At 58.7% G+C, this 20,667-nt stretch carries 14 protein-coding genes; 6 read left to right on the forward strand and 8 right to left on the reverse strand.

Translation table 11 applies throughout. The features are described from left to right. Nucleotides 1–33: 33 nt before the first annotated feature. Nucleotides 34–1,947 (forward strand): DUF294 nucleotidyltransferase-like domain-containing protein, encoded by a 1,914-nt coding sequence (locus AC1XYH_RS14620; RefSeq protein WP_483323873.1) that lies wholly within the window; start codon nucleotides 34–36, stop codon nucleotides 1,945–1,947. Then, nucleotides 1,944–2,681: a 3'-5' exonuclease gene (locus AC1XYH_RS14625; RefSeq protein ID WP_483323874.1), complete on the forward strand. Its 738-nt coding sequence runs from the start codon at nucleotides 1,944–1,946 to the stop codon at nucleotides 2,679–2,681. Before AC1XYH_RS14620 ends, AC1XYH_RS14625 begins: the two co-directional genes overlap by 4 nt. Nucleotides 2,682–2,733: 52 nt before the next feature. On the opposite strand, the gene AC1XYH_RS14630 is transcribed toward AC1XYH_RS14625, so the two are convergent. The 3 genes from AC1XYH_RS14630 to AC1XYH_RS14640 all read right to left on the reverse strand — a co-directional run bounded on the left by AC1XYH_RS14630 (nucleotide 2,734) and on the right by AC1XYH_RS14640 (nucleotide 5,595). Further along, entirely contained in the window at nucleotides 2,734–4,404 is a 1,671-nt protein-coding gene (locus AC1XYH_RS14630) for a BCCT family transporter (protein ID WP_483323875.1), read from the reverse strand. Between the two features lie 274 nt (nucleotides 4,405–4,678). Beyond that, entirely contained in the window at nucleotides 4,679–5,374 is a 696-nt protein-coding gene (locus tag AC1XYH_RS14635; protein ID WP_483323876.1) for a TetR family transcriptional regulator, read from the reverse strand. Nucleotides 5,375–5,403: 29 nt separating this feature from the next. Continuing rightward, on the reverse strand, nucleotides 5,404–5,595 hold the full coding sequence (locus AC1XYH_RS14640; protein ID WP_483323877.1) for a hypothetical protein: 192 nt from the start codon (nucleotides 5,593–5,595) through the stop codon (nucleotides 5,404–5,406). 157 nt (nucleotides 5,596–5,752) lie between these two features. On the opposite strand from AC1XYH_RS14640, the gene AC1XYH_RS14645 reads away from it, so the two are divergent. Further along, a complete protein-coding gene (locus AC1XYH_RS14645) occupies nucleotides 5,753–6,757 on the forward strand; it encodes an amidoligase family protein (protein WP_483323878.1) in 1,005 nt (334 codons plus the stop codon). Continuing rightward, a complete protein-coding gene (locus AC1XYH_RS14650; RefSeq protein WP_483323879.1) occupies nucleotides 6,754–7,434 on the forward strand; it encodes a gamma-glutamyl-gamma-aminobutyrate hydrolase family protein in 681 nt (226 codons plus the stop codon). Before AC1XYH_RS14645 ends, AC1XYH_RS14650 begins: the two co-directional genes overlap by 4 nt. Here AC1XYH_RS14650 and AC1XYH_RS14655 read toward each other — a convergent pair. Beyond that, nucleotides 7,431–8,387, reverse strand: a complete 957-nt coding sequence (locus tag AC1XYH_RS14655; RefSeq protein WP_483323880.1) for an AraC family transcriptional regulator ligand-binding domain-containing protein — start codon at nucleotides 8,385–8,387, stop codon at nucleotides 7,431–7,433. The two genes, AC1XYH_RS14650 and AC1XYH_RS14655, sit on opposite strands and share 4 nt — an antisense overlap. 69 nt (nucleotides 8,388–8,456) lie before the next feature. Between AC1XYH_RS14655 and AC1XYH_RS14660 the strand changes: the two genes are divergently transcribed. Together AC1XYH_RS14660 and AC1XYH_RS14665 are read left to right on the forward strand one after the other, a co-directional pair. Continuing rightward, entirely contained in the window at nucleotides 8,457–9,314 is an 858-nt protein-coding gene (locus AC1XYH_RS14660) for a sterol desaturase family protein (protein ID WP_483323881.1), read from the forward strand. After that, nucleotides 9,311–9,898 (forward strand): NADPH-dependent FMN reductase, encoded by a 588-nt coding sequence (locus AC1XYH_RS14665; protein WP_483323882.1) that lies wholly within the window; start codon nucleotides 9,311–9,313, stop codon nucleotides 9,896–9,898. Before AC1XYH_RS14660 ends, AC1XYH_RS14665 begins: the two co-directional genes overlap by 4 nt. A gap of 42 nt (nucleotides 9,899–9,940) precedes the next feature. Here AC1XYH_RS14665 and recD read toward each other — a convergent pair whose 3' ends face one another. The 4 genes from recD to AC1XYH_RS14685 form a co-directional block, all read right to left on the reverse strand. Beyond that, on the reverse strand, nucleotides 9,941–12,031 hold the full coding sequence (gene recD, locus AC1XYH_RS14670) for an exodeoxyribonuclease V subunit alpha (RefSeq protein WP_483323883.1): 2,091 nt from the start codon (nucleotides 12,029–12,031) through the stop codon (nucleotides 9,941–9,943). After that, nucleotides 12,028–15,681, reverse strand: a complete 3,654-nt coding sequence (gene recB / locus AC1XYH_RS14675) for an exodeoxyribonuclease V subunit beta (RefSeq protein WP_483323884.1) — start codon at nucleotides 15,679–15,681, stop codon at nucleotides 12,028–12,030. The genes recD and recB overlap by 4 nt, the downstream gene beginning before the upstream one ends. Next, the gene (recC, locus tag AC1XYH_RS14680; protein ID WP_483323885.1) at nucleotides 15,678–19,157 is read right to left on the reverse strand and encodes an exodeoxyribonuclease V subunit gamma; all 3,480 of its coding nucleotides are present in this window, start codon (nucleotides 19,155–19,157) and stop codon (nucleotides 15,678–15,680) included. The genes recB and recC overlap by 4 nt, the downstream gene beginning before the upstream one ends. Before the next feature lie 85 nt (nucleotides 19,158–19,242). Continuing rightward, complete coding sequence (locus tag AC1XYH_RS14685; protein WP_483323886.1) at nucleotides 19,243–20,592, reverse strand: glutamine synthetase family protein; 1,350 nt, start codon at nucleotides 20,590–20,592, stop codon at nucleotides 19,243–19,245. Nucleotides 20,593–20,667: the final 75 nt, after the last annotated feature.

Below are 20,667 nucleotides of genomic sequence, written 5' to 3' on the forward strand. Positions count from 1 at the left end.
CACTGACCCCATACTCTCCAGGCTGAAACCCGCATGCAGATTGAACTGATCGAGATACGCGACCACCTGAGTCGCTTTCCGCCATTCGACGAGCTGCCCGAAGAGGTGCTCAATGACGTCGCCCGACAGGTCGAGATCGCCTACTTCAAGGCCGGTACCGAGATTCTCACGTTCAACCAAGAGATTCACGAGCTGCACTATGTCCGTAGCGGCGCGGTGGATATTTTTCGGCGCAACGGCGACCTCTACAACCGCCTGACCGAAGGCGGCGTTTTTGGCCACTTTGGGCTGCTGCGGCACAATCGCGTGCGCTTTCCGGCACGCGCGATTGAAGACACCCTGCTCTATTACATTCCCGGCGTGCTGTTCGATCAGCTCTGCGAACAACACGAAACCTTCGCCGACTTTGTCGAAGCCGAGGGCCAATCGCGCCTAAAGGCCGCTGTCGACAATGGCCGCGCCAGCGAACTGATGAAGATCAAGGTACGTAAGTTGATCTCGCGCCTGCCGGTCACAGTGCCGCTGACCACCACAGTGCAGCAAGCCGCGCGGGTGATGACCGAGCAGAGCGTTTCCTCATTGGTCGTCGTCGATCCACATATGGCCTGGCCCGACCCCGAGCGAGTGCCAGTAGCAGAGCAGCAGCACGCGGTCATGGTCGGCATCATGACCGATAGAGACTTCCGTACCCGTGTACTAGCAGAAGGGTTGCCACTGGACACTCCAGTAGCCGACATCATGTCGCCCAACCCCATCACAGTACAGGGCGACGACACCGTGTTTGAAGCCATGCTCAGCATGCTGCGCAACAACATTCACCACCTGCCGGTAGTACAACGGCGCCGGCCTATTGGCTTGATCAATCTCAGCGACATCATCAAGTACGAATCGCAGAGCAGCCTGTATCTGGTCAGTAGCATCTACAACAAACAATCAGTGGCCGAGCTGCAAAGTCTGCTACCTGATGTAAGGGCCACCTTTGTACGCATGGCACGGGATGAAGCCAGCGCGCACATGATCGGCAGCGCCATGTCCGGCATTGGCCGGGGCTTTAGCCAACGGTTACTAGAGCTGGCCGAAGACCAGTTCGGGCCGCCACCGGTGCCTTACTCTTTCATGGCACTGGGTTCGATGGCCCGCGATGAGCAGTTGGTGGTAACCGACCAGGACAATGCGCTGGTATTGGATGACAGCTTCGACCCCAAGCTGCACGACGACTACTTTTTCAAGCTGGCTACCTTTGTCAGTGACGGTCTCGCCGCCTGCGGTTACACCTACTGCAAGGGCGGCATCATGGCGACCAATCCAAAATGGCGCCAGCCACTCAAGGTATGGCGCAAGTACTTCACCGATTGGATCGAGAATCCCAAGCCCGAGGCCTTGCTCAACAGCTGCATCTTCTTTGACCTCGACAGCGTCTACGGCGAATCGGCGATGGTCGAAGAACTGCAGGAGTTGCTTGCCGAGAAAGCCAGCCGCAACGAAGCATTCCTCGGCAGCCTGTCGCGCAACGCCTTGAACCGCACACCGCCATTAGGCTTCTTCCGCACCTTTGTAATGGAAAAAGATGGCGAACACAAAAACGTGATCAACCTGAAGCGCCGCGGCACCGCACCGCTGACCGACCTGATCCGCGTCCACGCGCTGGCCTGTGGCTCACGCGCGCAGAACTCCTTCGAGCGACTGGATGCCATCTCTGCGACCAAGTTGATGCCGCCCGATGCGCTGGAACGGCTGCGCTACGCGTTGGAATTTCTCTCGCTGGTGCGGATTCGACACCAGGCGTTGGCCATCGAAGAGTCGATAGAACCCGACAACGACGTAGAACCGGAAAACAGCTCACCCGCCGAACGGCAAGCGCTAAAGGATGCCTTCCAGGTGTTAAGCAATGCGCAAAAATTTCTGCGCTTCCGCTACCCCCACCTGGCCGTGACTCGTCCGTTATGATCCGTTTTACCCCCGGCGCACCCCAGCCCGCCAGCGTACCTCCAGACTGGCCGAGGCAACTGGCGCAACTCGCCGGGCAAGCCCAGCATCCGGCCTTGCAGGCGTTCTATCAAGCGGGTTGTCCGGCCGCTGACTGCCCCTTGGAGGATGCGCCACTGATCGCATTGGATATCGAGACTACCGGCCTGAACTCACGCCGCGATGCGATTGTTAGCCTGGGGCTGGCGCCGTTTCGGTTAAACCGCATTCGGTGTAGTGACGCGCTATATCAGGTGGTTAAACCGACCAGCGAGCTGAGCGAAGAGTCCATTACCTTCCACCGCATTACTCACTCCGACATCAACCAGGCACCGCGCGTGGCCAGTGTGATCGAAACCGTACTGGAAGCGCTCGCGGGTAAACTGGTGGTAGTGCATTACCGCGCCATCGAGCGAGGCTTTCTTGATCAAGCCTGCCGCCAGCACCTGGGTGAAGGGCTACAATTCCCCGTCATCGACACCATGGAGCTGGAAGCCCGCCTGCATCGCGGCGACGGCGAACCCAGCTGGTTTCAACGCCTGTTCGGTAAACGCCACCAGTCGATCCGTCTGGCCGACAGCCGCCTGCGCTACAACCTACCGCTATACCAAGCGCATCACGCTTTGACCGACGCCATCGCCACCGCCGAGTTACTGCAAGCCCAGGCGCTCACGCATTACAGCCCGCAGGTGTCAGTTAGTCGATTGTGGAGCTGACACAAAAAAGCCGGGCCACCAGGGCCCGGCTTTTTCTCACCTGATGTGAAACCTACTTGCGCGGTTCGCTCATCAAGCCTTTAACGATGGCGATACAACCCACCAATAGCACAATGGTGAATGGCAGACCCGTAGAGACCGACATTGCCTGTAGCGCGGTAAGACCACCACCCAACAGCAGCGCAATGGCCACTACGCCTTCACTGATGACCCAAAATATCCGCTGCGGGACAGGTGCATTGACCTTACCACCGGCGGTGATGGTATCAATCACCAAGGAGCCCGAATCCGATGAGGTCACAAAGAATACGATGACCAGCACGATGCCGATAAAGGAGGTGATCTCCGTCAATGGCAGCTCACCCAGCATGGCAAACAGCTTCAGTTCCAACGCCGCATCCTGCACACCGGTAAAGCCATCAGTCACGAACTGGCCGATAGCAGTACCACCGAAAGCCGTCATCCAAAGTACCGATACCAATGAAGGCACCAGCAGCACAGCAATCAAAAACTCACGCACAGTACGACCGCGGCTAACCCGCGCGATAAACATACCAACAAAAGGTGACCAGCTGATCCACCATGCCCAGTAGAAGGCAGTCCAGCCCTGGGTGAAGTTAGCATCCTCACGTCCAATCGGATTAGACAGCGCAGGCAGATTGGTGACATAGGCCGCCAGGTTATCGAAGAACCCCGTAGCGATAGCCACCGTTGGGCCAACGATAATAACGAAGCCCAGCAACACGATAGCCAGCACCATGTTGATTTCAGAAAGCCGCTTGACGCCCTTGTCCAGGCCCGCGATGACTGACAGCAACGCCAAACCGGTAATCCCGGTAATCAGCAACACTTTGGTCACGTTGCCAGTACTAAAGCCGAATAGGTAATGCAGTCCGGCTGTAGCCTGCTCCGCTCCAAAACCCAGCGAGGTAGCCAGACCAAACAGCGTGGCCAGTACCGCCAGAATGTCGATGATGTGGCCCGGCCATCCCCAGATCCGTTCCCCGAGGATCGGATAGAAGATTGAACGAATGGTCAGCGGTAAGCCTTTGTTAAAGGAAAACAGCGCCAGTGCCAGAGCAACGACCGCGTAGATTGCCCAAGGGTGCAGGCCCCAATGGAAAATCGTTGCCGCCATGCCGAGACGCGCCGCGGCTTCAGTGTCACCGACCGCCCCACTCAATGGCGCCCAATCCGTGCGCAAACCATCTGCACCCACAGTCACACCGCCCAGCGATGATGAGAAGTGGGACATCGGCTCGGATACGCCGTAGAACATCAAGCCGATACCCATACCCGCGGCGAACAGCATTGAAAACCAGCCGAGGTAATTGTAATCAGGCTTTGCGTCCATACCGCCGAGACGCACTTTGCCAAGCGGTGAGACGATCAAGAACAAACACAGCAGCACGAAGATATTGGCAGCACCAATAAAGAACCAAGCCAGGTTCCCGGTGAGCCAATCGCGTAAAGCGGAAAACAGCGGTGCCACCTCGCTCTGCAGCGCCAGCGTCAGCACTACGAAGAGCACTACCGCAAGCGAAGAGATGGTGAAAACCTTGCCGTGAATATCCAGGTTGAAGAAGAAGTTGCCAGAGATGTTGTCTTGGCCGATGACGTAATCCGTGTCGATCAGGTTTGATTCGCCGCTAGGAGCAGGAATGCCATCATGATTGGCCTGCTCCTTTAAGGGGTCGTGATCATTCAATGGTTCTATCGCCATTTGAAGTGCTCCGATGTGCAAGTGAAACGGTTAAAAAAAACCGCAAATAGAGTGCGAGTCGTCCCGCAAAAGCGAAGCAACTGCAGAAAGTGACAGCCCCAAAAAGGCCAATGATATTTAAAGCGGATGTTGGCATAGCAGCGTTTACCGCCAGGCGGTTGATGACACTGTGCAGCTTTTTTTAATGTAATGCTGACCACATGATAGCCATTAGAACGCCATTAGGGAAATCACGGGGAAGCTTCGGCACAGTAAATTCGCCGAATTTGACCGGTTATGGCGCTCTTTTCCTGGCTACTTCATCGAGCAGATAAGCCCCGGCAAACAACATACTGATTTGCTCTTGGGCTAACTCGAGAATCGCCTCACGGCGCTCCGGCTCAGCGATGTAATCCAGCGCTAAATAGAACGTATTACGGCTGAGCAGGGTGGCTATTTGCTGGATGCGCGCAGGGCAAATCCCGGCTGGCGCCAGCCCCAGCGCCAGAATATCCGCCGTCATATCATCAGCAAAGCCATCCATTTGCTTGCGCAGTTCGGCGCGCAGCAGTTCGGAGGGGCCATGCAGCTCGCGGATCGCGATCACCACAGTGTCGCGATGCTCCAGCATATAATCGAAGTAAAGTTTTACGGTCTGCTGAGAAACCCGACGACCGCGCTGCATCTCTTCCCGCGAAGGTTCAATCGCGCTGTCGGCCATACTCTCCTGCGCAGCATTGGAGCGTAAGGCACGCAGCGGACCGCGCAGGCGCTCATTGCCCTCACGCAGCAGCTGCAAACCCAAATCTTCCATGTTACGAAAGTGACGATAAAAGGTATTGGGGTTAAGGCCTGCTTCGCGAGCCAACTCACGCAGCCCAAGGCTAGTGATGCAGCGGCTGCTGGCGGCCAGACGCACCGCTGCTTCCATCAAGGCCCGCTTGCCTGGGGCCTCGGTGGGACGAGTGCCATCCTTGGATTTATCCTTCATGCGACTCCAATTCGGTCTGCTGAAGCATCTCAGCGCGGCTGCGATTCAATAATCTGCAGCACTTGTTTGGCACTGAAACCGTATTCCTTGATCAATGCCTTCAATTCATCGTTGAAGGCAATCTCTTCCTTTAAGCCAGCATCCTGCTTCAAGTTCTCCAACTGCGCCAACTGATCGGCTAGCTGACGCTCAGCCGCACGAAATTCGGACAATTTGCTCATAAGCTACCTGTCAAAAAAGGGTAAACACGCAAGGGTGAAAGATTATTGTCTGGATTCTACACCAACTGGTCACGCTTGCAGCTGTCGCTGTCTTAGCAGGGTAAAGGAGTGCATGTTAGGCTAAAGCCAATAACCACCGAAGCAGAGAACCCTTCCTATGCAGCCCGAGCCGCCTGCGCTGACCCTGCCCCCGCTGACCAAAACCGCCGATGGCGCGATGCGCAGAGTCGGTGTGGAGCTGGAAATGAACGGCCTGGATCTTGATCAGCTAGCGACGTTGGTGGCCGAACATTGTGGCTGCAGTACCGAAAAGACCAGTCGCTATGAGCGCAGCCTAAAGGGTGATCCTGCCGGCGACTGGATTGTTGAGCTGGATTCCAGTCTGCTGAAGAAAATGGGCCGCGCCGAACGACCGCAAGCATCTACTTCTGCGGATCTGATCAGCTCTGCAGAAGATGCCATCATGTGGGTAGCTGAAACGCTGGTGCCTTACGAGCTAGTCAGTCCGCCGCTGCCGCTGGATCGGTTAGGCGTGATCAACGAGCTCATCGCACTACTGCGCGAATCCGGTGCCAAGGGCACCGCCGACCGATTAACCAACGCCTTCGGCATGCAGTTCAACCCGGAGGTGCCGGCTACTGATGCGCGCACCCTGACAACTTATCTGAAAGCCTTTTTGTGCCTTTACGACTGGATCAATCAGCGCGCCAGCATCAACTTCGCCCGCCGCGTTACTACCTACGTAGACCCCTTCCCCGGAGCCTATGTGCGCAAAGTAACCGCGCCTGACTATTGGCCCGATCTGCCAACGCTGATTGATGATTACCTGCTGCACAACCCGACCCGGAACCGCGCGTTAGACATGCTTCCACTATTTCGTCACCTGGACGAACCACGGGTGCTGAAATACACCCAAGACGAGCTAATCAAAGCTCGCCCAACCTTTCATTACCGATTGCCCGACTGCCTGATCGATCAGCCCGGCTGGGATCTCACACCCGCTTGGAACGATTGGCTTGAAGTAGAAAAGCTCGCCAATGATCAAGGCCGACTGCAAGGTTGCTGCAGCGCCTATCAAGCTTATTTGAGTCAAGGCATAGGGCGCCTGCTGGACAGCTGGCCCGACCGCCTCATCCAAAACTGGCTGCCCGACGTCTCATGAGCAAACCCGTTATTGTCATTACCGGCCCAAGCAAGGGCGCTGTCGGTCCGCGATTTTTGGTGGCTCAAGCGATTCGTTATTACGGCGGCGAACCCTTGCAACTGCGTCCCGGCGACGAACAAAAATCGCAGCAATACCAAGGCGTCGTCGTTACTGGCGGACATGACATCGATCCAGTGCTCTACGCCGCCGAGCCCGAGGTGAAGCCTAAGTATGACGCCGCTCGCGATACGCTGGAATCCGCCATCATCGACGATGCTCTGGCCCGCGAGCTACCGCTGCTGGGTATCTGCCGCGGCGCGCAATTGCTCAACGTGCGCTGTGGCGGCAACCTGTTCCAGGACCTCAAGTCACGCCGCAAACTCACCTCCAACCGTCGCACCCTTCTGCCACTGAAAACTCTCTGCCTGGAGACCGACAGCCATCTGGCGCGCCTTCTAGGCCTCGAACGTGGCAAGATCAACAGCCTGCACAATCAGGCAATTGATCAGGTGGGTGAAGGCCTGGTAATCAGCGCGCGGGATCTGGACAACATTACCCAAGCCATTGAAGCACCCGGGCGGCGCTTTGTTATTGGCGTACAGTGGCATCCGGAATTTTTGCTATTTATGCACCGGCAGCGGCGATTGTTTAAAGCGCTGGTAACCGCGGCGCGGGAAACCGGCGAGCCAACCTAGACGTCCAACACCCAACGTTTGCGCGCGTGCAAATAGGCCGCCGTATCACTGTAGCCCAAACGTTCGGCTACCAGTGCACGACTGAGCCCCTGCAAGGTCAGATATTGATCGAGTTCGGCACGCACCTGATCCAAGAGCTGCCGGAAGTTGAGATCTTGCTCCTGCAGGCGACGGCGCAAGGTGCGGGCCGTGAGATGCAATTGCTCGGCGACATCCTCAAGAGTCACCTGAACTCCCTCCAGCATGCCCGCACGCACCTGTTCAGCGACCCTACCGGCCATGCCGCCCTGACGCTTGTGCTGTACCAAACGACGGTCCAGCTCGCAGCAAACCACCTCGAACATGCCCTCATTGGATCCCGGATTCGGCAGCGCCAGATCCTCGCAACTGAACCACAGCTGATTTTCCTCTGCTGAAAATTCTAGATACTCGCCCAGCAAAGGCCGGTATGCCTCCCAGTAGCGCGGGCGCGGATGCCGCAGACATACTCGAACAGGCACCAGTTGAGTACCCAATGCAGCGGAGACCTGCGTCGTCGCCATGGTCATGTAGTGCTCGACCATATACCGCTCCAGGTCAGCCGATGCGTCAACTTTCATGGCCACTCCCGCGATCCCGTCGGCGTGCACGCCGCGAATCGAATCCAGCGAGGATGCCAGCACTTGATAGCGCTCCCAACTGGCCAGCGACTGAGCGGCATCTGCCGCAAAAAAACCTAGGCATGAAAGTACGTGCCAATCTTGCCGGGTGAAGAATGGAAAAAGGTGCAGGCCGATTGCCGGATCATGTTGGGCAGCACGCTGCCACAACTGTTCCAGCGCGATTAGGTCAAAGTCCTGCCGGCCTCCTCGCTCCTGCAGAAAGCGCTGCAGCACTTTACCAAGCGGGCCATGGTGATAGCGCTGAATTGGCGTTTTGACCACTTCAACGTCATTTTTGTCCTCACTGCGCATGTTGGGCCAATCCGATTTGGTTTCTCATTGTTATGTCCTGACTTAAACCCAATGCTTAACGAGGTTAGCATGGAAACAACAATAACAAATTTGAACCCCACGGTAGTTGTAGCCGGTATTTTCTTTGGCTTCATTCTGCTCGAGATGATCCTTGGTCGCTTCTTTCAACCGAAGGGCGAACGACGCGACGCGCTGCTCGAAACCATCGGCTCTACCCTGCTGCTGGGCGTAACCGTACCCGCGATTACCTTCGCCTCTGCGTACTTGATGAGCCTGTTTTTGCCAGAGTGGAAAGACAGTCTAGCGGGCATTCCCTGGATCGCCGGTTTTGCCCTGTTCCTGCTGCTGGATGACATGACCCAGTATTGGTGGCACCGTCTGGCGCATCGCGTGCCATGGCTTTACGACCTGCACCGCGCACATCACTCAGCCAAGTACATGAGCATCCGCATCGTCTATCGCAACAACAGTTTTTACTACCTGTTGATGCCCGGTATCTGGCTGTCCGGCATGCTGATCTATATGGGCCTGGCGCACGTGTATTTCGTTTACCTGATCATCAAATTGAGCGTCATTTTCGGTGCCCACAGCAGTGTGCCCTGGGATGCCAAGTTGTATAAGATCAAAGCCCTCCGACCGCTGATGTGGATTGTCGAGCGCACTATTTCAACCCCATCAACCCATTCCGCGCATCACGGCCTGAACGCCGAAGACGGCGTAACCAACTACAAGGGCAACTTCGGCAACCTGCTGTTCTTCTGGGACGTCCTGTTTGGCACCGCGAAGATCACCCGCCGCCGCCCAACCGAGTTCGGCATCGAAAACATTCGCCCTGCAAGCTGGCAGCAAGAGCTATTCTGGCCGTTGGTACGTAAACCGGCACGCGTCAAGAAGCCGGCAACCCAACAGACAGAGGTATCTTCATGAGTATGCGTATTACCCTGATTGCCGGTTCCAATCGTAGTGACAGCCAAAGCGGGCGAGTTGCGCAGTATCTTGCGCAACGCCTACAGCAGCTGAACGTCGAAACCGACATCATCGACCTGGCGGCAGAGCCTTTGCCTCTGTGGCCAGAGGAGTCAGCTTCCAGTCCTTGGCCGCGCTTTGCCGAAAGCCTGCGCGCCGCGCAAGCGGTGGTCGTCATCACTCCTGAATGGCACGGCATGGCCTGCCCGGCACTGAAAAACCTGTTTCTCTACGCCGGACGTCGCGAGTTGGCGCACAAGCCAGCGCTGCTGGTAGGGGTGTCCAGCGGACAGGGCGGCGCTTATCCGATCGCCGAAATGCGCTCATCGAGTTACAAGAACTGCCGTCTCTGCTATCTGCCGGACCACCTGATTGTGCGCCATGTAGAGTCGGTGATGGGCGAGACCGTCACTGGTGAGGATGATCAACGCATCCGCGCCCGCGCCGACTGGTCGCTGCAGTTGCTGCTGGATTACGCCAATGCCATGCGCGACCTGCATGAGAAGCATCGCAGCCCTCCTGCTGACTTTATGAACGGCATGTAATGGACGGCATGTAATAAACGGTCTGCGAGCTGACCAATAAAATCAGTCCGCCGCAGGCGTCAAATCTAGCCCACTGATCCGCCTTACCGGCGTTTGCACCGCTGCCTCAAATACCCCGGGGCGGCTTTCCAGCAAGGTAAAATTCTGGCTCGCACGGGTAATGGCGGTGTAGACCAGCTCCTTGGTCAACACCGGGTTACGCGCCTCCGGCAACACCAGTGCCGCATGCTCAAACTCCGAACCCTGGCTTTTGTGCACCGTCATCGCAAATACCGTTTCGACCTCCGGCAAACGACTGGGCAGTACAAAACGAATGCTGCCGCTGCCATCGTTGCGCGCGAACGCCACCCGCAATGCTTCGGACTCCGCCTGCCCCGGCACCAAAGCCGGCTCACGAATTCTCAGGGCGATGCCGATGTCGCCGTTCATCAAGCCAAGGCTGTAATCGTTACGCGTCACCAAAACCGGACGACCTTCATACCAGAGCTGCTCACTGCGCAACAGTCCGCGCCGCTGCAAGAGCGCAGCCACCCGCTGATTGACCGCCTCCACACCCCAGTCGCCGCGCCTGACCGCACAGAGCAATTGAAAACGATCAAATGTTTTAAGAACGGCGCTAGACCATTCCTGCCAGAGCGGATCTGCGGCCGCCGTGGAGGCTGCCGGGCGCTCCTCGTTCAGCACCTGTAGGTAGGCGGCGTAGCCAGGCAATCCGGTCTCACTCCCCAGCGCTAGCGTAGCAAAACCGGCATCATTCGGGCTTGCCAACCGCTGACTGCGAATATCATTGAAACCACCCCGGCTGAGCAGTTCCCGCGCGCGCTCAGCCGCGCAGCGATTAACCGCGCGCGCCAGCTCGCCAATGCCGCTGTCGGCACCAAAGCGATGGGAATGTCGCAACATAGCTGTCTGTTGCGCCAGCGCGTGTTGCTGCTCGTCGCCAGTTTGCAATTGTGCCGCCGCCAAGGACTGTCCGCTGACCTGTTCCAGCCAGTCGCGGGTCTGCTCGCTGTAAAAACCGGCGTCCGCGTCGCGGCACAGGTCGCCCAACACGGCGCCCGCCTCTACCGAGGCCAACTGGTCCTTGTCGCCGAGCATGATCAGCCGCGCACCCGGCGGCAAGGCCTCGAGCACCTTGGCCATCATTTCCAGATCAATCATCGAGGCTTCGTCTACCACCAGCACATCCAGCGCCAACGGGTTGCCCGCATGATGTCGGAAGTGGCGACTGTTCGGCAGACTACCCAGCAGTCGGTGCAGGGTGCCGACCTCTTTGGGGATTTCGTCCTTAACGGCTTGATCGACCGGCAGCGCGCCGACCTGTTTGCCAATGGATTCCGTCAAGCGCGCCGCAGCCTTGCCAGTCGGCGCGGCCAGGCGAATGCGCAGCGGCTGGCCGCGCTCAATGGCTGGCGTTTGCAGCAGCGCCAGCAAGCGCACCACAGTGGTGGTTTTGCCGGTACCGGGGCCGCCAGTAATGATGCTAAAACGGCCACGTGCCGCCAGCGCGCAGGCAATCCGCTGCCAGTCCGGGTGCTGTTGGCTGTCGGCAAACAACGCCTGCAACCGTGCCGGCAGGTCGTCCGGTGTCGGCACCGGCTGCAAGCGCGCGCGCAGGCCTTCAACTACCTGCCGCTCATATTGCCAATAACGGCGCAGGTATAGCCGCTGGCCAATCAGAACCAGGGGCCGACTACCCTGCCGCGCTGTTTCTGAAGTGTCCACCACGCGGCTCTGCGCCAATTGCTGCTGCCACTGCTCAAAACTCAAACCCGCCAACAGCTGCGAGGGCAAAAGGCTACTGCCTTCAGTGTCACCTTCCGGTGGCAACGACAGCGCGTAGTCTGGCGCTAGCAGGGTGGCGGGCAAGTCCAGGCACACGTGACCATGCCCCAGCTGATGACTGACCAGCGCAGCCGCTAACAATACACTGGCGGACGTATCCGGTGCCTGCTCCAACAAAAAGCCGGCAAAGGCCATGTCCAGCGCGCGCAGCCAGCCATTGGCCTGCCACTCTTGCAGCAGGGGCAGTAGCGTCTGGCTGTCGGCCAAAGGGCTGGCCAACGATGTGCTGCTAACAAATGGTTCACTGTTGGAAGCATCTCCTAGCAGGTCCAACTGATCGCCGATCATGCGCTGACCTCCAGATCCGGCTGGCCGGCAAACATTCGGTCCAGCGCCTCGATCAATACACGCGGCGGACGGTCCTGCCATAAGCCGCCAGCGGTTGACTCACCACCGCGCACAAACCAGTAAAGCGCGCCGCCGATATGCTGCTCATAGTCATAATTCGGCAGCCGCGCGCGCAGCTGGCGGTGCAATGCCAGAATATAAAACACGTACTGCAAATCGTAGCGATGCTCCGCCATCACCCGGCGCATGGTCTCTTCGGTGTAATCCTCGGCGCCCTGCCCCAGCCAGTTAGATTTGTAATCCACCACGTAATAGCGGCCCTGGTGCTCAAAAACCAAGTCGATAAAACCCTTGAACAGCCCATTCAGACGATCACGCTGCAAGGCTGGTCGGCTCATCCCATCCAGCGTATGGGCACAGACCAGCTTATCGATCTGCTGCACATCCACCCGTGAAGCGCTGAACATAAATTCCATCTCGCTCTGATAGGCACCTGGCTGCAAGTCCGCCAGCGCCAACGAGGAGCCCGGCACCAGACCGGGGCGGCTCAGCAAGGTGCTCAGCCAATCAGCCAGACACGGCGCCCAGTCGCCCCAACCACGGCGCTGACAACGTGGATATAGCAATTCAAGTGCACGCGTAGACTCAGCCAACGCAGCAAAACCTTCGGCAGCGGCTAATTCCAGCAGACCGTGAATAAAGGTGCCGGGCTGCGGACCACGTGGAAAACGATGAATACTGGCTGGCTCGCCGGTACGCAACGGTACAAAGCGTGAGCTGCGCTCGTCGTCGGTCATACGTTCGGCCAGCGCCGTATCGGCGGCTAAGCTGGGCTGATCCGCGCTGATAGTTAACGCGCTGTAAGATCCAATCCACCAGGAAGCAAATCGCGCATGCCCTGGCATACGCGCACTGAGTTCTGAACTTTCCGAATGCAGCGGCTGATAACGCTGTAATTGTGTTTCCGGTGCCGGCACCACGGATACTACCTGCCCGTCCGGCTGCCAGGCCTGCAGCCAGGTGACTAGGGATTCACTGCTGGGTAGTGGCGCACCGCCCGCCAACAAATAAGCCACCGCGCTGCGGTGCAGCACAGACTGTTTATTCTGACCACTCTTCAAGTCCGCCAACCCCAGCCAACAAGCATGGCGCGCGCGGGTCAGCGCCACATAAAGCAGGCGCAGATCTTCGCCGAGGCGCTCTTGGTCAGCCTGGCGCACCGTCTCGTCATCAGGCTCCAGCTCCAGCCGAGAGCGCACACCATCGTGCACCCGCACGGGCTCGCCTTTCTTCGCCGGACGGCTGTGGCTAATGAATGGCAGGAATACCAACGGATACTCCAAGCCTTTGGACTTGTGGATGGTGACTACCTTGACCAGTTCGGCATCACTTTCCAGCCGCAACACTTGATCTTCACCGGCGCCCTCGCCAGCCTGTTGGATCAGCTCGCTCAGGTGGCGAATCAATGCCTGTTCACCGTCCAGCTCGCGTGCTGCGCGCTGCAGCAACTCGGCCAAATGCAGTAGGTTGGTCAGACTGCGCTCGCCGTCAGGTTGTTGCAGCAAGTGAGCCGGCAACTGAAAATCGTGCAACAAGCGATGCAACATCGGCAGAACGCCTTGGCGCTGCCAGCGACGGCGATAGTCACGGAACTGGTCGACGCGCTGTTCCCACAGCCGCTCATCCTGATTTAGCCGCTCCATATCGGCCCAGCCGAGCCCCAGCGTGCTGCTGGCCAGAGCGGCGCGCAGTAAGCGATCATTACCTGGCTCGGCACAGGCCCGCAGCCAGCGCAATAAATCCTGCGCTTCCTGGGTATTCAACACCGAATCTTTATCCGACAGGTAGACGCTGCGCACGCCGCGCGCGGCCAAGGCTTGCCGGATAGCCTGGGCTTCGCGCCCGGTGCGCACTAATACGGCCATGTCCGCCGGCCGCACTACCTGCAAGCCTGTTTCCGGGTGCATGAAACCCGCATCGCCGCGTTGTCCGCTCAACAACAGTTCAGTCATGGCGGTAGCGCAGCGCTCGGCCATCTGCCGACGATACACCTCAGCACTCACCGGCTCCTCGCTGGGCAGGTACCATGCTGTCAGCGCTGCAGCCGGTTGGCCCTCGACAGTCCAGACCTCTTTGCGCCCACGCGCCTTAACCGGCAGGAACGGCAGCGGGTTGGCTGCATCGCGCTGAAACAAGAAAGCGGCGCGCGGGAACTGCGTTTCAGCATGCGCGAAAACACGGTTCACCGCCGCCACCATAGCGTCGCTGGAGCGGAAGTTGGTATCCAGGTTTTCATGCCGTCCTTGCGTCGCGGCGCGCGCGCCCAGATAGGTGAAAATATCAGCACCGCGGAAGGCATAAATCGCCTGCTTGGGGTCACCGATCAACAACAAAGCGGTGTCCTGATCGTTTTCTTCAACGCGATAAATGCGATCAAAGATGCGGTACTGCAAGGGGTCGGTATCCTGAAACTCATCAATCAGCGCGACCGGGAATTGCTGGCGAATCACCTGCGCTAGCCGCTCACCGTTATCGCCCTGTAACGCCGCATCCAGCCGGGTGAGCATATCGTCAAAGCCCATCTGCGCGCGGCGGCGCTTTTCCGACTCAAAACGCTGTTTGATCCAGGCTGCCGCATGGCGCAAAGCCGCCTGTTCTGGTCCACGGATAGCATCCAGCGCCGTTTTCAAGCCCACCATGGCATCCAGCGCAGGATGCTTTGGCGACAAGCCGGTTTTCCAGATTTCCGAAAGGCCATCCGGCGTCAAACGCTCAAAGCCCTTGCCGATGTCCAGCGCGAGCTGTTCGTCATCGGCAGCCCAAGTGCGCAATTTTTCGAACCAGCCGGCAGTGTGACCTCGGTTCATTTTTGTGCCGTTAAACGCCTTCGCCTCGCGCGCCTTTTCGAGTAACGGTTCCAGTTCATCCAACCAATTCAACCAAGGTGCCTTTAATGCCGCCAACTGCTGACCTGCCTGCTGCAAACCGGTTTCGATCAACTCCTGCAGCGGCAGTGTTTCTTCCGGCAGATATTGATCCAACAGGATCCGCGCTTTGCCGAGCACCACATCAGGCTGCTGCCAGTAGCGATTTACCCAGCCCAATGCCGCGCCATGCAGGTGATAGCAGTGCAGCCGCCAATAATCACGGGCGACTTCGGCCAGCAACTCTCGCTGATCGGTTTCCAGGGTTTGGGTAAACAGGCTGCCGCTGTCAAAGGCGTGCTCACGCAACATGCGCTGACACCAGCTGTGAATGGTCGAAACCGCCGCCTGATCCATCCACTGCGCGGCGATATCCAACTTGCGCGCGCAGCTGGGTCGCTGTTCTGGCGCCGTTTCCGCCACCAGCTGGGTCAGGATCGGATCAGGCGCGGACAACTCACCACGAAACGCCTGCGCTGCCTCAACCAGCCGCGCGCGGATCCGGTCGCGCAACTCTTGGGTGGCCGCGTCGGTAAAGGTCACTACCAAAATATCTGGCGGCAAAAGCTCGCGGCCAAAAGCGGTAGTTTCATCCCCGTGGCCGAGTACCAAGCGCAGGTAAAGTGCAGAGATGGTGAACGTTTTACCGGTGCCGGCGCTCGCCTCAATCAAGCGGCTGCCGCGCAGCGGGCAACGCAATGCCAGTGGCGTAGGATCTACACTCATTGTGCTTGCTCCCCGACTACGCTGAATTCCAGCCAGCCGTCATCCAGCCCTCGCAGCAGCGGTTGATACAGTGCCTCGGCCCAGCCGGCAAACTCTTCGTCAGCGACCAAGTTGGCAAAAGCCGGGTAGCTGCGCTGCAGCGCGACACTTTTGTCGCGCTCGCCAAGTGCGTAAGCCGAGCCCTCGTAACAGGCACGAGCCTTGTCCATTTGCTTGCTTTCGTCTTGCTCAAGCAGATAGGCAAACGCCGTTTCCACCGCGACAGGCAACGGCCGCCGTAAGCCTTCTAACCAACCCAACAACCAATCGCGCAGAATGGCCACCGCACGTGACTGCTCCAACGGCAGCATGTGTATGCTGGCATCAGCGCAGATCAAACAGGTCGTCAGGCGATGGCCACTGGCGGCGGCCAGCAGGTGCAGGCTCAGCTCATTCAACAGTTTGCGCCAGCGCGGCGTCTTATTCTTGCCTTTGCCGTCCAGCGCTTTACCGGTCAGCATCTGCAGCCGCAGCAACCCAGCCACCTCGGTGGATTCGCGAACGCCGGCCAACCAACTGACGACTGCTATACCCGGTGCACTGGCCTCTAGGGCCAACGGATTTGGCAGCACACGATCCCAGAGCAGCGCCTGCTGGCGATAACGCTCAAGTTGATCCTGTAATGGGCTCAATAGCTGTTCACGAGCCAACTCACCAAAGCCGGCAAGTGGCAGCTCGCCGCGTTGCTGCAATCGGGCAGCCTCTTGCGTGAGCAGCGCCTGCCAGTCGGCGTCCAGCGGTGCTTGCTGTACCCGTTCCAGCAGCCACTGACTGAGCTGGTGCTGCTGCAGACCATCCAGCGCGAAGGGCTCATCGTCTTCTGCGCTGGCGTCCTGCTCTTGCAACCAGACCTTAAGACGAGTGTTAAAAAAGTGCTCCACTGGATGACGCAGAAAACGTTGTAGCGATACCAGCTCGATGGGCGCCTCAAGCGCCAGCGACGGTAGCGCTACGTTATCTTCCTGCGCCCGCGCGCTATCGTGCAGTGCGCGCCACTCGCTGGCGTAACTGAACAGCGGCGAGGCAGCATCAAAATAACGACGACTGAAAGGCTGCAATGGATGCTCGATAGTGAGTGCTGCGAGCAGATCATCGTCATTGGCCAACCGCCAGCCGGCCTTTAAATGATCGCGCAGCTGCGCTACCAGCACCGAAGGCGGCCGTTCGCTGTTATCCCGAATGCTGCGGCCCACCCAGCTTATATAGAGGCCGTCGCGGGCGGAGAGTAGCGCTTCCAACAGCAAGTACCGGTCATCCTCGCGGCGCGAGCGGTCTCCGGGGCGGTAATCACGCCCCATCAGGTCAAAGTCCAGCGGCGGTTGGGCGCGAGGATAATCGCCGTCATTCATACCGAGCAGACAGATACGCTTGAATGGGATCGCGCGCATCGGCATCAGGGTGCAGACGTTAACCGAGCCGGCTAAAAAACGTTGGCTTAGTTGCGACTGGCCAACACCGTCTAGCCACGCCTCCGCGACCACATTTAGCGGCAAGGGCGTATCCAGCGAAACGGCCTCGCAAAGCTCCAGCCAACTAGCCAGGCTCTCTTGCAACTGCGCCAGCAGTAGCTGATCGCGTTCGGTTTCGGCGTTAAAAAAGTCATCCAACAGCTGGCGTAGACGCTCGCCCCAAACAATCGGCGCGGCTGGCTGGCGTAGCTGCTGCTCGTGTTCATCCAGCCGTTGCAGCAACTGGCTGAGTGGGCCGATCAGCGCAGCGTCCAGCCCGCCCACTTCGTCATAGGGCTCTATACCCTGCCAGGAGGTTGTGCCGCCTCCGGCGTAGCCCAAAAGCATGCGTCGCAGGCCAAAGCGCCAGCTGTTGGCTTCCAGGCCGGCGGGTAGCCCGAGCGCTTCACGGCGTTGCTGATCCAGCCCCCAGCGCACACCGGCGCCTTCGATCCAGCGGTGCAGCGTGGGCAACTCAAGCTCATCCAGATCAAAGCGATTGCGCAGTGCGGGTACGTCCAGCAAATCAAACACTTCACTCACTGGCAGGCGGCTGTCGGGCAGGCGCAACAGATGCTCCAGCGCAATCAGCAGCGGCTCCTGGCCACGCTGGCCCTGATCGGCCAGAGTGTAAGGAATGGCACGCGGATCGTCGGCACTGTATTGGCCGAACACCGCCTGGATGTGTGGCGCGTAGGTATTCACGTCCGGCACCATCACAATGATGTCGCGTGGCTTCAATTCTGGATCGCTGGCAAATGCATCGAGTAATTGGTCGTGCAGAATTTCCACTTCGCGCTGCGGGCTGTGGGCAATGTGAAAGCGCAGCGAATAATCGTGCTCGATATCCAGCGCCGGCCACTGATCGCGAGTTTCACTTAGCGGCCTTAGCTCAAGAATATCGCTTTGCAGTTGCGCCAACAGATGGTTGCTCTGCGGCTCATCAAACAGGTCTACGCGGCCGCCGTTAATAGCGGCAAAGCGCGTCTCGTAGGCAGCGCGCTCATCATGCTGATCAAGCAAATTGATGTAATCGCGGCCCTGTTTGCCCCATGCCGCCAGCAACGGATGCGCATGTTGATGCAAGGTGTTTTCATCCAGTTGCACAGGCGAGCCAGGGCGGCGTTGCTGCCGACGGTACTGATGCCGCAGCAAATCCTGGTCGGCAACTATGTCACCCCAATGGAATTGGCAGGGGTTGAGAACACCGAGTAGCACCTGTGAAAACCGGCCAATCACCGCCAGCGCTTCCAGCATCTGGGCCGGCAGCGAAGAGATACCAAAGACGATGACCCGACGCGGCAGGCCAGCCGGGCGTTGCTCGCTGCTCAGCATGCGCTCAACAAAACGCGGATGAATACCAGCACGGCTATCGCTCAACCGCTCAATGCCCACATCGGCCAGCACCGCCCGCCACAGAGCCGGCTGCCATAGCTCCTCGGCTTCCAGCGGACGGTAACCTTCGCGCGCGAGACCGATGCGGTCCTCTCCCGCAGCCCAATCATTCAGCCAGTCGGCACGGTAAACCTGATATTGGTCAAACAGATCGGCCAGGCGCTCGGCAAGTTGATAACGTTTACGACAATCACTGTCATCCGCCAGGAAGCGTTTGAGCGGCGCAAAGGCCGTTTGCTCCAGCAGCTCAGGCAACAGCCGCATCAACCGCCAGAGCAGCGGCTGTTTGTCGAGCGGTGACTGCTCCGGCACGGCATCGCGGCCAAGCACACCCCGGTAGCTGTCCCATAAAAAGCGCGCGGGCAACTGCACATCAAGCGCGGCGGCAATGCCGCTGCCGCCGTCATCCGGATCGGCCGCCAGCGCCATCTGCAGCCACTGGGCAATCCCGTTGCTCTGTACCAGTATCACTTCGTTTTCCAAGGGACCGAGCGGATGCATACGCATCCAGTCCACCACCAGCTCACGCAGGGTTTCCAGGCGGTTGCCGTGGATGATCATCAATCCGGGGGTGAGCGTATCGGCGTCCTGCATGGTGGTTCCTGATCAGCGGTGAAAGCAGTGGCAGTCTGGCATAGCGCTGCGACAAAGCCGGTCGCAGGTCATAGACAAAGGCCGGTTATACCTGGCTACCCAAAAACCGCCTTTCCCAGGGCGTGATCTCGTCCATAAAGCTTTCCAGCTCCATACGCTTGGTGGCGAGATAGCCGTTGATAAATTCGGCGCCGAACAACTCGCGGGCGACCTCGCTGCGATCCAGGCGGTTGATCGCCTCGTGCAGGGTGCTGGGCAGAACCAGCTCATCCGGCGCGCTGAACTCGCCCTGCGCCGGGGCACTAGGCTCACAGCGGTGGTCCATGCCGTAAAGGCCGGCAGCCAGGGAAGCAGCAACAGCGAGATAGGGGTTGGCATCAGCACCAGGCAAGCGGTTCTCTACTCGACGTGCAACGGGCTCACTGGCTGGAATGCGCAGACCCGCAGCGCGATTGTCGTGCGACCAGCACAGATTATTTGGTGAGGCGTAGGCATGGCAAAAACGCTGATAGGAGTTGACGTAGGGCGCCATCAACAACGTTAGCTCGGCCATGCAGTGCTGCAGGCCCCCAATGAAGTGGTTAAAAGCCGCAGTCGGCGCTTGCGTGTCTGCATCGGTAAAAATGTTCTGCCCGCTGCGCTGATCAACGATGCTCTGGTGAATATGCATGGAGCAGCCCGGCACACGAGCCAAGGGTTTGGCCATGCACACGGCGATCAGCCCATGCTTGAGCGCCACCTCGTGCAGCATGTGCTTAAACAGGAAGGTCTGATCGGCGATCAGCACCGGATCACCGTGCACAAAATTGATCTCGAACTGACTAACGCCCATCTCATGCATAAAGGTGTCACGCGGAATACCCAGCGCGGCCATACCGGCACTGATCTCATCGAAGAAGGGCTTCAGGCCGTTGCTGGTGCTGACACTAAAGGCGCCGGCTCCCACCTCGCGGCGGCCGTCTAGCCCGATAGGCGGCTGAAACGCCTGTGTGTCGTCACGATTGGGCTCGAACAGAAAGAACTCCAACTCGGTCGCCACCACGGGCGTCCAGCCGCGCTCGGCGTACTGATTAACTATTTTGCGCAGCAGCGCGCGAGTCGACAGCCCGGACAGCTGTCCGTCTAACTCCACCGCTTCGCAAATGGCCAGCGCGCGCGACTGATCCAGCCAAGGTAAAACGTGTACCTGATCGGCGTCCGGATGCAGCACAAGATCACCGTCGTCATAGCCATAAAACTCGGCTTCGGGGTAACCGCCCATGATGCATTGCAGCAGAACCCCTCGCGCCAATTGCAGGCGGCGGTCACTAAGGAAGCCTTCAACGGTCATCACCTTGCCGCGCGGGATACCGTTCAAATCAGGGGTTACACATTCAATATCAGCCACACCCGACAAGCGCTCGGACATGGGAACTGCAGACAATGGGGACGTCATGACGCTACTACCTTTGCTGACCGATTTGCCGAAAATGGCGTTGCCGGATCATACCCCATCCCCTTGCAGCGACAC

The organism is Pseudomonas sp. GW-45 (assembly GCF_056896675.1).